The sequence below is a fragment of the Bacillus sp. AFS059628 genome, from assembly GCF_002571225.1.
GTDB lineage: Bacteria > Bacillota > Bacilli > Bacillales > Bacillaceae_G > Bacillus_A.
Map to the genome: position 1 here is coordinate 295980 of NZ_NVEC01000003.1, position 13360 is coordinate 309339.

Genomic DNA, 13360 nt, shown 5'->3' on the forward strand with positions numbered 1-13360 from the left:
GGGATAACCATGCAAATTTCTAAAGAAGGTGAAAAGTTTTTAATCGATACGAAAGTATATTTAATAACAAAAGGAATGAAAGAAGATGATGTGGATGCTTTTCTAGAAGATGCAGAACTTCATTTAATAGAAGGTGAGAAAGAGGGAAAGACGGTAAGTGATATATTTGGTGATTCACCAAAAGAATATGCGGAAGAATTAGCGAAAGAGATGGAAACGGATAAAGGCGGGAGTATAAAGAGTATTCTTGCGATGATAATTGGTATTGGCGGGTATTGGCTACTAACTAATATATTATTTGAAAATCCTAATCATGAATTTACATTAACGAATGTACAGTTGATTGGGTACCCAATTGTTTTAATGATTACTATTGTGGGGACTATATTTGCTTTTAGAATGTCATCATTTAAGAGCAAAATAAAAGAATTTAGCATTATTTATGTAGCATCGTTGCTACCAATTTTATTACTAGTATTATTAATGTTTATGAACAAGTGGTATGGGACACCTGTATTGCAATTAACTACTATACAAAGTTATATATTAGCTGGAATTGTCTTATTAGTGCTGTTAATTGGTGAAGTATATGTTCTTGGCTGGATGGGTGTTTTTGTGCTAACTGTTCCTCTTACGATTATGTTCTTATTTAAAGACTTAAAAGAAAGTAATGTATTTTGGGGAATTGCAAAGGTCTTACTTATGTATGGAAGTATATATGGATTAATGAAATGGTCTTTAAAAATTGAAGAAAGAAAAAGTGTGAACTAGAAATTCAATAAAAAGCGGCTGCCTTGGATATACAAAAATTATTTCCAAAGAAATACTATATTTTGATTTTTAGAGGGATTCGGTGTAAGCGTATAGTGTATCCTTTGCAGCCAGTATATCGTTTATAGATTGGAATAAGTTGTTTTAAACAGTAACAAGATTGTTACTGTTTTTTTCTTTGCAATAAAGCACTTTGTAAAGAGAGTGCTTTTTGTTCGTTCGTTAATAGGGATTGAATATGGACATTTTCAGGACGAGGTACGATAGGGTACATAAGATTTGTTGGAGAAGGATGGTGCTCTGAGCCAGTTGGGGAATGAGGATCTGCGTGAGTAAGTTTTCCGTGAACACGTCTTGTAAATAAAATATGACCGATTTCGTGAGCGAGCGTATATATATTTTTCATGGGAGCAGCCGAATTTGTTAACACAATATAACCGGTAAATTGCTGTTGTTTTGCTAAGGAGTAAGCACAGGCAATTACTGCTGTTTCTTTGAAATAATCACTGCCAATGTAACAAATATAAAGGTCGCATTCAGGAGCTTCATTTACACATGTTTGGAAAAAGGATGCTAATTTTTCCTGACTTTGAATAGAATTTTTATAACTAATTTCGCGGTCAGAAAAACGAAAAAGTTCATTTAAAATAATTACTTCTTTAATTTGAAATGTAATCGGGTGCCAAATTGACTCTGCAACTGCTAAATCTTTTGCGATACGATCATTAGAAATATCGGCGCCTGGAGTAATGCAAATACATATATTGACGTATGGATCCATAAGGAACACCTCAACTGAAAAAATTCTTCCTATAATATATGTTGGGAAAAGACCCTATGTATGGATAAACGCCTCGTTTATTACAAGACAAAAAAATTTCATAGTTCTATAACGTAGTGTGATCATCTTTTTGATATAGTAAAGAAAAGGGGGAGAATATATGTATACATTAAAAATCGTTTCAGACAGAGAAGCACTGTATCAATTTGCAAGTTATGTAAGAGTTGTGCAAGGGGTGGAAGATGTATATGTAGAGGTGGGAGAACCTTTATATGAACATCCATTAATGAAATTTTATGTACATATTAAGTTGGAGGAAACATATGAGCAACAGAAAGCGTTACAAGAAATAGCAAGATTAGTAGAAATAGGGCGTTTTACATACGTCCATTATCGTAATGATGAAATTGAAGAAGCTTTCGAAGCTGTAAAATATGAAAGTTTTAAGAAATAGAAGTGGGAAAAAAGGAAGCGAAAGCTTCCTTTTTTTTCTTGGAAATTACATCAACAAAAGGAGAAAAATTTTGTTATGATAAGGGAGGGTGAGGAAAGGAGAGTTTACATATTGGGGTATATTGAAGAGTTACGCAAAGTCGTTGGGACAAGGCCACTTATTCTCGTTGGATCAGCAATCATTATATTAAATGATAATCAAGAAGTATTGCTTCAATATCGTTCAGATACATATGATTGGGGTGTACCTGGCGGCGCGATGGAACTAGGAGAAACGACAGAAGAAACTGCTCGTAGAGAATTATTCGAAGAGACGGGGCTACAAGCAAAAATTATGCAATTTCTTGGTGTCCTTTCAGGAAAAGAAGTATATTTCCGTTATCCTAATGGGGATGAAATTTTTAATGTCATTCATCTGTATCAGGGGCATCATGTAAGTGGAGAATTGAGGCTTGATCATGAGGGAATAAAGCTTCAATATTTTCCGGTAGACAAGTTACCAAAATTAAATGAAACGACAGAGAAAATTTCACAAAAATTTTTATACGCATTGACAGAATAGAAGGTTAATTCCTTCTATTTTTATTATATTAAATATTTTGATTTTTTAGTATGTTTATAGTATGATAGTTATAGACATACATCTTATGGAATTTCACCTAAAAACTGACTAGGGTACATAAGAGAGGGGCAAGTGCAAAATGCATAATGTTGTTATTACAGCTGCAGTTCGTTCGCCAATTGGAACTTTTGGGGGAGCGCTAAAAAATGTAACGCCAGTAGAATTAGCTGTTCCTGTACTTCAGGAAGCTGTAAAACGAGGCGGGGTAGAACCACACGAAGTTGATGAAGTGATTTTAGGTCATTGTATTCAAAGGACTGATGAAGCAAATACGGCAAGAACAGCTGCATTAGCGGCAGGATTTCCTGACACAGTTACAGGGTATACAATCCAACGCCAATGTTCTTCAGGTATGCAAGCAATTATGTCAGCCGCAATGCAAATACAATTAGGTGTAAGTGATGTTGTTATTGCAGGTGGAGTAGAAGCAATGAGTTCAAGCCCTTATGCATTGAAACAACACCGCTGGGGACAACGTCTACAGCACGGAGAAATTCGTGATACGGTGTGGGAAGTGTTAGAAGATCCGATTCATCATATTATGATGGGGGAAACAGCGGAAAATTTAGTTGAACAATATGAAATTACAAGAGAGGAACAAGATGAAGTTGCTCTTCGCAGTCATACATTGGCGCTGAAGGCAATCGAGTCTGGATACTTTGACGATCAAATTGTTCCTATTACAATAAAAGAACGTAGAAAAGAAGTAGTATTTTCAAAGGATGAACATCCACGTGCTGATATTACAGCAGAAAAATTAGCTGGATTAAAACCAGCTTTCCGTAAAGGCGGTTCAGTAACTGCAGGTAATGCATCTGGCCTGAATGACGGAAGCGCGGTTCTAGTATTAATGAGCGAAGAAAAAGCGAAAGAAAAAGGCTTACAACCGTTAGCTAGAATTGTTGGATATTCAGTAGCTGGAGTAGATCCGAAAATTATGGGTATTGGACCAGCGCCAGCAATTCGTAAAGGATTAGAAAAAGTAGATTGGTCATTAGAAGATGCGGATTTACTGGAAATTAATGAAGCTTTCGCTGCGCAATACTTAGCTGTAGAGAAAGAACTAGGTTTAGATCGTGAAAAAGTGAATGTAAACGGTAGTGGTGTAGGACTTGGGCATCCAATCGGTTGTACAGGAGCTCGTATTACTGTAAGTTTAATTCATGAATTGAAGAGACGCGGGTTAGAAAAAGGAATTGCCTCTCTATGCGTCGGCGGCGGTATTGGGGTAGCATTATTTATAGAAGCACTATAAAAAGAAGCAGCAATCGTTGCTTCTTTTTTTTAAGCATTGAATAAATGATGAAATAATCGATCACGATTTTCAAAGAAAAGTTTCGTCGTTTGGTAATGCTCGGTTTCTTCTAATGTGGATTCGTGGATCCCTTCTTGTGTTAAAGAGTATATAGTGGATTCAGGGTAAGCCATTAAAATAGGAGAATGCGTCGCGATAACAAATTGTGAACCTTGTTCCGCTAGTTCGTGCATTCGAATGAGCATGGAAAGTTGCCTCATTGGTGATAGAGCGGCCTCAGGCTCATCTAAAATGTATAAACCTTGTCCTGAAAAACGATTCATAAATAATGAAAAGAATGATTCACCATGGGATTGTTCGTGAAGTGAAACACCGCCATAAGATTTTATAGCATCTATTTCATCAATATAAGAAGCAACGTTATAAAATGATTCAGCGCGAAGGAAGAAACCATCGCTTGGTGTATTGAAACTTTTTGAAATGCGAAGGTATTCATGTAAAGATGAATGTGAATCGTTTGTGCTAAAGCGGAAATTCTTCGTTCCACCTTCTGCATTAAATCCTAAAGCGATAGCAATTGCTTCGAGTAATGTCGATTTACCCGTTCCATTTTCTCCAATAATGAATGTTACATTTGGGTGGAAAGCTAGTGAGTGTAATGTTCGGATAGCCGGTAAACAGTAAGGATATGTGGAAAAACTAGGGATACTTTCTTTTTTTAATGTGACATTTTTTAAAAAGGGTACGTCAATCAATATATAAACCTCAATTCATAACGGATTTTGATTCTAAAAAAGTAGCAAATACAATTGGTAATGGCACATGAGTCCTTCTTATTTTCTGAATATTTTATGTGGATTATAACATGTAAACTATCATATTCCAATGTGAAAATAAATATTGCATGTAGATTATTCATGTCGTTATGATAGTATGTAATCTATTGTAATTATAAAAAGGAGTTAAAACATGCCGTTTACATTTGCGCATCCAGCAGCAGTCCTTCCTTTTGTGAAAAAGCAGTCCAAATATATTTCAGTAACGGCTCTTATATTAGGGAGTATGGCGTCTGACTTTGAATATTTTTTACATTTTAGACCGCATGGTGTTATTGGTCATACATGGCTTGGGTTCTTGTATTTAAATTTACCACTTGTATTTCTGCTCGCATATATATATCATTACATTTTAAAAAAGCCGTTTATAACACATTTACCTAAACCGTTTGCTGGCTACTACACATATGCAGTAGATGAGAGGTGGGGGCTTCATACATGGAAGGATTTCTTTGTATTTTGCTATTCTGCTTTATTTGGTATGCTCACGCATGTCGTTTGGGATGCGTTTACTCATCATACGGGCTACTTCGTTATGAAGATACCATTTTTACAAAGAGAATTACATAGTATTCCAGTGTATAAATATATGCAACACGGGAGTACATTTGTTGGTTTATTATTACTAGTATACGTACTATGGAAGTATAAAGATGAAACAGGGAAAGATATTATGATAGCTTCAGAAAAAAGGAAGTATTGGATTTCGGCAATCATTGTGGCAGCTCTTATATTTGTCGTTCACGCGTTCGTAGATCCCTATTTTCATATTTTCCAAATAGGAGGTATAATAGTATCTGGACTGACAAGTTCGTTTTGTGGACTTCTCATTGTTTCTATAGTTTACAAAGCAAAGGACTAATTAATATTAATGAATGATAGTGTTAGGAGAAATTATATGATGAAAGCATGGAAAAGTATTTTTGTTTTATGTAGTTTTCTTCTTATGTTAAGTGGTTGCTTCCATCAAGAAGAAAAGAAAGTTGAACCGAAGAAGAAAGAGTCTATTCCTGAAACAAAAGAATATGGCGGGCGTGAGCTGAAAAAAGTAGGACAAAAAGTGAAAGAAACAGGTTGGGGTACTTTTAAGTTAGAACAGATTCATTCTGTGAATCAAACATTTGAAGTAGCGCCAATGAAAATTCACGTACAAGATGTGAAGGTAATCTCTTTATCACAGATGAGTAAAGATGCAAAAGATACATTAAAAGTATATACGGCATTAACTCCTGAAGAAGTAAAGCGTAGATTAGGAGATAAAGTAAGTCAAGAAGATGCAGAGTTATATGCATCGCTAAGTGGAACAGAGATTAGTGATACGATTCGTTACGTTGAAATTACATATAAGGTGGAGAATAGCGGGAATAAAAATATCCAATTTTTCTCTATGAATGATGTTGCAATTAATGATAAGCAACATTTTAAAGTAGCAACTCAAAACTTTTTATATGATGAAGATACGCTCGTTGGTACAAAGAATGTATCTAGAGAAGACTATAAGCCAGGTGAAACAAGAGATGGTATTATCGGGTTAATACTTGATGATGGAAAAGAAAAGGTAAGGGATATTAAGTTTACAACAGATAATGTAGTCGCAGCAGATACAGAAACGCAAGATGTTGTAACAGAGCCACAAACTTTTAACATCTCACTTTCTGAGTAATTTGTTTTTAAATATATGTAAGAAAAAACAGTCAGCACTGAAAATATTATGCTGACTGTTTTTTCTGTTCTTTTATGTATGAATCTACACTTTGAAAAGGCACCTTAATTTTAAACGCATCTTTTTGTTCATTAAATTGCTTTTCATTATAGGGACCAAACCGTTTATTATGCTTTACGTCAATAATCCAATAATGCTCACTTTTTTTATTTGCAATTGCTGCGTCAGGATTATTCGGATCTGACTTTTCCTCAGTTTGTTTTGCAATAATGTATTTATCATCCCAGGCTATGTCTGTAATTTTTGCGGGAATGTATTGTGTGGCATATACAGCATCTTGCGTGGGGAAAAGTTCAAATGCATTTCCAGAAGTACGTATGAGTTCGTATTCATCGTTAATCGTATATGTTATATGATTTGTATTTCCAGCACAACCGGCTAATAGGAATGCGATGAATAGGATTATCCATTTTTTCACTATGGGAACCTCCTTTACAATGCTGTTGTAACACATTGTACAAGAAAAGTAAGAGAAAGGCTAGTTTACAATGTTTTTTAGAAGTGGTACGATGAGACGGGTAAAGAAGGATATGAAGGAGTCGACATAAAAATGAAGTTAAAGATGCATCGTCCAGCGCTTGTAATGAATCGCATAGGTGCTTCCCTAATTGACATGTTTTTAATTTCGGTTATGTATGGTGCAGTAGTAGCTGTTATGACTGGAAATTATAGTGCTATTTTTAATCGCTTTAATATTAGTTTTGGCGATTATAGATATGATCTTGCAGTAGTTTTTATATTAATGGCAATATATTTTATTTTGGTACCCATTATTTGGAACGGTGTAACACTTGGTAAAAAGGTAACAAGAATAAAATTAATTTCATTGAAGAGTGAAAAGTTAACATTACAAACATTAACGATACGGTTTTTTGTATTGTTATTACCGAACATATTACTACTTGGAATTCCAATATTATGTAACGTATATATGATGTTATTCCGCAAAGATAATTGTGGTTTTCAGGATTTAATTACAAAAACGAAAGTGATAAGTCTTGTATAATGGAAAAAGACCTTTTTATATATAAAATAAGAAGGTCTTTTTTGTTATACAAATACATTTCAAAAGATAGATAATAATATCATTTTTAGTTTTAATAGATTGAAAATTAAGAAAATGTTATAATAATTAAAATAATATCTTTATATAATAAGGGGGAAATTGAAATGACTGGAGGTAGCGTAATATTTTGGGGGATTTTAATTTTTATCGGTTTAGCTTTCGATCAGCGTAATAGTAAGAAAAAAGAAGGAGTAAAAAGGTAACCGCTTACAAACTGATAAGCAACTTTTCTTGCTTGCAGACTAATCTCATAAAGCAGTATACTGAATAACGGTAAGACTTATAGAAGGGGTAATGAAAATGAAGCTTGCAGGAAAAGTTGCTATCGTAACTGGCGGTGGCATCGGTATTGGACGTAATACAGCTCTTTTGTTGGCTAAACAAGGCGCAAAAGTAATTGTGACGGACATTGATCAAGAAAGTGGACAAGCAACAGTGGAGGAGATTACGAATCTAGGCGGAGAAGCACTTTTTGTATCCTATGACATGGAAAAGCAAGGAGATTGGCAACGCGTAATCAGCATTACTTTGAATGCATTTAGTCGCATCGATATGCTTTTTCAAAATGCTGGTTTATATAAAATAGATTCTATTTTTTCACGCCAACAAGAGAACGATTCCAATGTACTTTGTATTAATGACGTATGGATAGAGATAAAACAATTAACGTCATCTTTTATGAAACAGCAAGAAGAAGTGGTGCTGAGTGACTTACCGATCTTCGGTATTATTGGCACGAAAGGACAATCATTTCATACAGTAGAAGCCCTCGTATAATAATGAAAACCGCCCTCAATATATGTGGACGGTTTTTTTGTATGTTATATTGTTGGAAATTATTTTTTAACGAATACGTTGTTCGGTTTGGCTATCAAAGAAATGTGCTTTATTCATATCAAATGCTAGTTTAATTTGGTCACCAGGTGAAAATGTATGTCTTGCATCAACACGTGCTGCAAAATCTTGATCTCCCAGTTTCATATATAAAATAGATTCAGCACCTAACAATTCAGCAACTTCGATTTTTGTTGTAAAAGCAGTAGATTGTGAAGCTTCTAAAAATAATAGTTCATCATGAATGTCTTCAGGACGAATACCTAAAACAATGTCTTTATTTACATAGCCTTGTTCACGTAACATCTTCATTTTGCCTTCAGTTACTTTAATTTTTATTGCATTGTCTATAACGAAAACGGTTTCAGTTAATTTACCACGGAAGAAATTCATCGCTGGAGAGCCGATAAATCCACCAACAAAAATGTTTTCAGGTGTTTCATATACTTCTTTTGGAGTTCCAATTTGTTGAATCTTTCCGTCCTTCATAACAACAAGACGAGAAGCCATTGTCATTGCTTCAGTTTGATCATGTGTTACATAGATTGTTGTCGTTCCAAGGCGATGGTGTAACTTAGAAATTTCTGAGCGCATTGCAACACGTAATTTAGCGTCTAAGTTAGATAAGGGCTCATCCATTAAGAACACTTTCGCGTCTCGAACGATAGCTCTCCCTAATGCAACACGTTGACGTTGCCCACCGGATAATGCTTTCGGCTTTCTATCTAAATATTGTTCCAGTCCTAAAATTTTTGCTGCATCTTTCACACGACGATCGATTTCATCTTTTGGTATTTTTCTAAGTTTTAATCCAAATGCCATATTATCATACACACTCATATGTGGATATAGAGCATAGTTTTGGAAGACCATTGCGATATCGCGATCTTTTGGAGGGACATCATTCATTAGCTTACCATCAATTGAAAACTCTCCTTTTGAAATATCTTCAAGTCCAGCAACCATTCGTAATGTTGTAGATTTTCCGCATCCAGAAGGACCGACAAATACGATGAACTCTTTATCTTGAATGTGTAAATTGAAGTCTGTTACAGCTGTAACGTTATTATCATATATTTTATAAATGTTTTCTAATTTCAGTTCTGCCATGGTATTTCCCCCTAGAAATAATTATGCAAACGTTTTCTTTGAGTTCATTATAAACGAATAGATTCAAAAAATAAACAAAAAAAATAAAACGTTTTCATACGTGAGAGGAATATTAGTAATTTTCATATGTTTTCCTAGAAAAATAAGAATAAAAGTTGTAAGCGCTATTTTAAATTGAGGTAGAATCTGTTATCATTCATTAATGAAAACGTTTGCGCCTTAAAAAAGAGAAAATTGAATTATGAATGAAATGGGGTAGCATAATGGAAAAACAATGGTGGAAAGAAAGTGTAGTATATCAAATTTATCCTCGTAGCTTTATGGATAGTAACGGTGATGGCATTGGGGATCTTCGCGGTATTATTTCAAAGTTAGATTACTTAAAAGAATTAGGGATTGATGTAATTTGGTTATCACCAGTCTATGAATCTCCAAATGACGATAATGGTTATGATATAAGTGATTATTGTAAAATTATGAATGAGTTCGGAACAATGGAAGATTGGGATGAGCTATTACATGAAATGCATGAACGTAATATGAAACTTATGATGGACTTAGTTGTGAATCATACTTCTGATGAACATAATTGGTTTATTGAATCACGTAAATCAAAAGATAATAAATATAGAGATTATTATATATGGCGTCCTGGAAAAGAAGGGAAAGAGCCGAATAACTGGGGAGCAGCTTTTAGTGGATCAGCATGGCAGTATGATGAATTGACAGATGAATATTATTTACATCTGTTTTCTAAAAAACAGCCAGATTTAAATTGGGATAATGAAAAGGTAAGACAAGATGTTTATGAAATGATGAAGTTTTGGTTAGAGAAAGGAATTGATGGCTTCCGTATGGATGTGATTAATTTTATCTCTAAAGAAGAGGGATTACCGACTGTCGAAACAGAAGAAGAGGGATATGTTTCAGGTCATAAGCATTTTATGAACGGCCCAAACATTCATAAATATTTACATGAAATGAATGAAGAAGTATTGTCTCATTATGATATTATGACGGTTGGTGAAATGCCTGGTGTAACAACGGAAGAAGCAAAATTGTATACTGGGGAAGAACGTAAAGAACTGCAGATGGTATTCCAATTTGAACATATGGATTTAGATTCAGGAGAAGGCGGAAAATGGGATGTAAAACCATGTTCACTCCTTACTTTAAAAGATAATTTAACGAAATGGCAAAAAGCATTAGAGCATACGGGATGGAATAGTCTGTATTGGAATAACCATGATCAACCTCGCGTTGTATCTCGTTTTGGTAATGATGAAATGTATCGCATTGAATCTGCGAAAATGTTAGCGACGGTGCTTCATATGATGAAAGGAACACCGTATATTTATCAAGGAGAAGAAATCGGAATGACGAACGTTCGATTTGAATCGATTGATGAATATCGAGATATTGAAACATTAAATATGTATAAGGAAAAAGTTATAGAGCGCGGTGAAGATATAGAGAAAGTGATGCAGTCTATTTATATAAAAGGACGAGATAATGCTAGAACACCGATGCAGTGGGATGATCAGAATCATGCAGGATTCACAACAGGTGAGCCTTGGATTACGGTAAACCCTAATTACAAAGAAATTAATGTGAAACAAGCGATCCAAAATAAAGATTCAATTTTTTATTACTATAAAAAATTAATTGAGTTACGTAAAAATAATGAGATTATTGTGTATGGATCATATGATTTAATATTGGAGAATAATCCATCTATTTTTGCATACGTAAGAACATATGGAGAAGAAAAACTTGTTGTTATTGCAAACTTTACTGCGGAAGAATGTGTGTTTGAATTACCTGAGGACATTAGTTATAGTGAGACAGAGTTATTCATACACAATTACGACGTAGTGAGTGGATCGATAGAAAACATGACATTACGTCCGTATGAAGCGATGGTATTCAAATTGAAATAAGAAAAAGCCTTATACCACTTCGGTATAAGGCTTTTTGGGTTACCATTTTAATATGGAGAATCCATATGGAGGAAGTGTAACTTGTAACACACTTGCTTCCGCTGAAAATTCTTCGTTTGTATAAATGTTAATGATTTTCTTTCCGGTAACATGGAGAGGGAGTGAAGCTGTAATGTCACTGTTAGTCGGATTTAAAACGAAAAAGATTGTTTCATCTTCATACGTTTTCGTATAAGAAATATAATTATGTTCATCATTTGCTTCAATGAATTGGAAAGTACCATGTCCTCCAAATGCTTTATATTGCATTCGTAATGAAATTAATGTTTGTACATGTGTAAATAATAGATGATCTTGTTCTTTCGTATCCCAAACCATACATTTGCGACAATCTGGATCCATACCGCCATCCATACCAATTTCGTCTCCGTAATAAATGCAAGGAGAGCCGATGAAAGAAAGGTGGAATACATAAAGTAACTTTAACTTATTTTTATCTCCGTTACATGTTGTCAATATTCTTGGTGTATCATGGCTATCTAATAAATGAAACGCTGCTTCATTTACATTCATAGAGTAGGAATGTAGAGATTCTGTGATTTGTTTCATAAATTCATTTGCTTTAATGGAATCGTTAGCAAAGTAAGACAGTAGAGCATTTGTAACGGGATAGCTCATTACAGCATCAAATTGATCTCCTTGTAGCCATGGAAGTGCATCATGCCAAATTTCACCTAAAATATATACTTCAGAATTTAATGCTTTTATCTCACTTCGGAATTCTCTCCAAAAGCTATGGTCGACTTCATTTGCTACATCAAGGCGCCAACCGTCTATGTTGAATTCTCTTACCCAATAACGCCCTACTTCAAGTAAGTATTCTTTTACATCTGGGTGCGCTGTATTTAATTTAGGCATATACGGTGTAAACGCGAAAGTATCATAATTTGGAAGTGGATCAGTTTTAATTGGGAACTCATGAATATGGAACCACTCTTTATATGCTGATTGCTCACCCTTTTCTAGTACGTCTTGAAATTTATCGAAAAAGTATCCGCTATGATTAAATACGGCATCGAGCATTACTTTTATACCGTGTGTATGACATGCCTGAACGAGTTCTTTGAAAGTTTCTTTTGTGCCAAATTGAGGATCGATTTCCATGTAGTCAATTGTGTCATACTTATGGTTTGAATGTGCTTTGAAAATAGGTGTGAAATATATTCCCGAAATTCCAAGCTTAACAAGATAATCAAGGTTTTGAATAATACCAGCAAAATCTCCCCCGAAGAAATTAGTTGGAGTAGGCTCAGCGCTGCCCCAAGGAAGGGTGTTTTCTGGATTTAATGCACAATCTCCATTAGCGAACCGTTCTGGGAAAATTTGATACCAGACAGTATCTTTAATCCAGGAAGGCGCTTTGAATACATCATGTGCATGAATAAATGGGAAACAGAAAAAGTTACCAACGTCATCATTTGGAATGCTAGAAAAAAATCCTCGCTCTGTATAAATAAGCGTTTCTGTCTCCGTGTTTAATTCGAAACCATAACGTAAGCGCTTAAATTTTGGTTCAATGGAAATGGACCAGAAATCAAACAATGCAGTAGAACCAGTTTTTTTCATCGGTGTACTTGATGTAATCCATTTCCCGTCTTTCCAATCATAAGGATCACCATAAACAAGAGTGGCACTTTGAATATCGTCTCTTTTCGTACGTATTCGGATATGAATTGTTTTTTCATCGTAAGCGTAAGCGTAATTATCTTTTGGCCTATGATAAATGGCTTCTTTAAGCATATAGAAAATCCCCCTTTAATATCTCCATGCATATTGTTTCCTTACGTATAAAAATAAAGCATATGTTGCAAACGATTGCTTTTTGCATAGATTTAATATTGCTTATAAGAGTAGTATTCATTTCATATAAAGTCAATGTATAAAGAGTGTAGTAATAATATTTTAAAAT

General features: G+C 34.5%; 15 protein-coding genes. 10 read left to right on the forward strand and 5 right to left on the reverse strand.

What is annotated here, in order from left to right; all coding sequences use genetic code 11:
• The first annotated feature begins 9 nt into the window (after nt 1-9).
• Nucleotides 10-771 (forward strand): DUF1129 domain-containing protein, encoded by a 762-nt coding sequence (locus COL05_RS02500; protein ID WP_098667447.1) that lies wholly within the window; start codon nt 10-12, stop codon nt 769-771.
• A 163-nt stretch (nt 772-934) separates the two neighbouring features.
• On the opposite strand, the gene COL05_RS02505 is transcribed toward COL05_RS02500, so the two are convergent.
• Complete coding sequence (locus COL05_RS02505; RefSeq protein WP_098667448.1) at nt 935-1552, reverse strand: ImmA/IrrE family metallo-endopeptidase; 618 nt, start codon at nt 1550-1552, stop codon at nt 935-937.
• A 160-nt stretch (nt 1553-1712) separates the two neighbouring features.
• Between COL05_RS02505 and COL05_RS02510 the strand changes: the two genes are divergently transcribed.
• From COL05_RS02510 to COL05_RS02520, 3 genes are all read left to right on the forward strand, one after another.
• Nucleotides 1713-2006: a DUF3928 family protein gene (locus tag COL05_RS02510; protein ID WP_098667449.1), complete on the forward strand. Its 294-nt coding sequence runs from the start codon at nt 1713-1715 to the stop codon at nt 2004-2006.
• 111 nt (nt 2007-2117) lie between these two features.
• Complete coding sequence (locus COL05_RS02515) at nt 2118-2567, forward strand: NUDIX hydrolase (RefSeq protein WP_142337324.1); 450 nt, start codon at nt 2118-2120, stop codon at nt 2565-2567.
• 139 nt (nt 2568-2706) lie between these two features.
• The gene (locus COL05_RS02520) at nt 2707-3882 is read left to right on the forward strand and encodes an acetyl-CoA C-acetyltransferase (protein WP_048530803.1); all 1176 of its coding nucleotides are present in this window, start codon (nt 2707-2709) and stop codon (nt 3880-3882) included.
• A gap of 29 nt (nt 3883-3911) precedes the next feature.
• On the opposite strand, the gene COL05_RS02525 is transcribed toward COL05_RS02520, so the two are convergent.
• Entirely contained in the window at nt 3912-4637 is a 726-nt protein-coding gene (locus COL05_RS02525; protein ID WP_098667451.1) for an AAA family ATPase, read from the reverse strand.
• A 214-nt stretch (nt 4638-4851) separates the two neighbouring features.
• Between COL05_RS02525 and COL05_RS02530 the strand changes: the two genes are divergently transcribed.
• Nucleotides 4852-5580, forward strand: coding sequence for a DUF4184 family protein (locus COL05_RS02530; protein ID WP_098667452.1), 729 nt, complete (start codon nt 4852-4854; stop codon nt 5578-5580).
• Between the two features lie 36 nt (nt 5581-5616).
• Nucleotides 5617-6381, forward strand: coding sequence for a hypothetical protein (locus COL05_RS02535; protein ID WP_098667453.1), 765 nt, complete (start codon nt 5617-5619; stop codon nt 6379-6381).
• Between the two features lie 46 nt (nt 6382-6427).
• Here COL05_RS02535 and COL05_RS02540 read toward each other — a convergent pair whose 3' ends face one another.
• Nucleotides 6428-6859 carry a DUF3997 domain-containing protein gene (locus tag COL05_RS02540; RefSeq protein WP_098667454.1) on the reverse strand — a complete coding sequence of 144 codons (432 nt, stop codon included), beginning with the start codon at nt 6857-6859 and terminating at the stop codon, nt 6428-6430.
• Between the two features lie 132 nt (nt 6860-6991).
• On the opposite strand from COL05_RS02540, the gene COL05_RS02545 reads away from it, so the two are divergent.
• From COL05_RS02545 to COL05_RS02555, 3 genes are all read left to right on the forward strand, one after another.
• On the forward strand, nt 6992-7447 hold the full coding sequence (locus tag COL05_RS02545) for an RDD family protein (protein WP_098667455.1): 456 nt from the start codon (nt 6992-6994) through the stop codon (nt 7445-7447).
• Nucleotides 7448-7611: 164 nt separating this feature from the next.
• Nucleotides 7612-7710, forward strand: coding sequence for a flagellar motor protein (locus COL05_RS02550; RefSeq protein WP_098667456.1), 99 nt, complete (start codon nt 7612-7614; stop codon nt 7708-7710).
• 64 nt (nt 7711-7774) lie between these two features.
• The gene (locus tag COL05_RS02555) at nt 7775-8284 is read left to right on the forward strand and encodes an SDR family NAD(P)-dependent oxidoreductase (RefSeq protein ID WP_000218416.1); all 510 of its coding nucleotides are present in this window, start codon (nt 7775-7777) and stop codon (nt 8282-8284) included.
• A 66-nt stretch (nt 8285-8350) separates the two neighbouring features.
• Here the strand turns inward: COL05_RS02555 and COL05_RS02560 are convergent, their stop codons facing one another.
• Nucleotides 8351-9451 (reverse strand): ABC transporter ATP-binding protein, encoded by a 1101-nt coding sequence (locus tag COL05_RS02560; protein ID WP_098667457.1) that lies wholly within the window; start codon nt 9449-9451, stop codon nt 8351-8353.
• Nucleotides 9452-9714: 263 nt separating this feature from the next.
• Here COL05_RS02560 and malL point away from each other — a divergent pair, with 263 nt between their 5' ends.
• Complete coding sequence (malL, locus tag COL05_RS02565) at nt 9715-11391, forward strand: oligo-1,6-glucosidase (protein WP_098667458.1); 1677 nt, start codon at nt 9715-9717, stop codon at nt 11389-11391.
• Between the two features lie 39 nt (nt 11392-11430).
• Here the strand turns inward: malL and COL05_RS02570 are convergent, their stop codons facing one another.
• The gene (locus COL05_RS02570; protein ID WP_098667459.1) at nt 11431-13191 is read right to left on the reverse strand and encodes an alpha-glycosidase; all 1761 of its coding nucleotides are present in this window, start codon (nt 13189-13191) and stop codon (nt 11431-11433) included.
• Nucleotides 13192-13360: the final 169 nt, after the last annotated feature.

Excerpts from the sequence above, each read along its gene's own strand:
- COL05_RS02500 (WP_098667447.1), top strand. The coding sequence starts at position 10 with ATGCAAATTTCTAAAGAAGGTGAAAAGTTTTTAATCGATACGAAAGTA.
- COL05_RS02505 (WP_098667448.1), bottom strand. The coding sequence starts at position 1,552 with ATGGATCCATACGTCAATATATGTATTTGCATTACTCCAGGCGCCGAT.
- COL05_RS02510 (WP_098667449.1), top strand. The coding sequence starts at position 1,713 with ATGTATACATTAAAAATCGTTTCAGACAGAGAAGCACTGTATCAATTT.
- COL05_RS02520 (WP_048530803.1), top strand. The coding sequence starts at position 2,707 with ATGCATAATGTTGTTATTACAGCTGCAGTTCGTTCGCCAATTGGAACT.
- COL05_RS02530 (WP_098667452.1), top strand. The coding sequence starts at position 4,852 with ATGCCGTTTACATTTGCGCATCCAGCAGCAGTCCTTCCTTTTGTGAAA.
- COL05_RS02535 (WP_098667453.1), top strand. The coding sequence starts at position 5,617 with ATGATGAAAGCATGGAAAAGTATTTTTGTTTTATGTAGTTTTCTTCTT.
- COL05_RS02545 (WP_098667455.1), top strand. The coding sequence starts at position 6,992 with ATGAAGTTAAAGATGCATCGTCCAGCGCTTGTAATGAATCGCATAGGT.
- COL05_RS02550 (WP_098667456.1), top strand. The coding sequence starts at position 7,612 with ATGACTGGAGGTAGCGTAATATTTTGGGGGATTTTAATTTTTATCGGT.
- COL05_RS02560 (WP_098667457.1), bottom strand. The coding sequence starts at position 9,451 with ATGGCAGAACTGAAATTAGAAAACATTTATAAAATATATGATAATAAC.
- malL (WP_098667458.1), top strand. The coding sequence starts at position 9,715 with ATGGAAAAACAATGGTGGAAAGAAAGTGTAGTATATCAAATTTATCCT.
- COL05_RS02570 (WP_098667459.1), bottom strand. The coding sequence starts at position 13,191 with ATGCTTAAAGAAGCCATTTATCATAGGCCAAAAGATAATTACGCTTAC.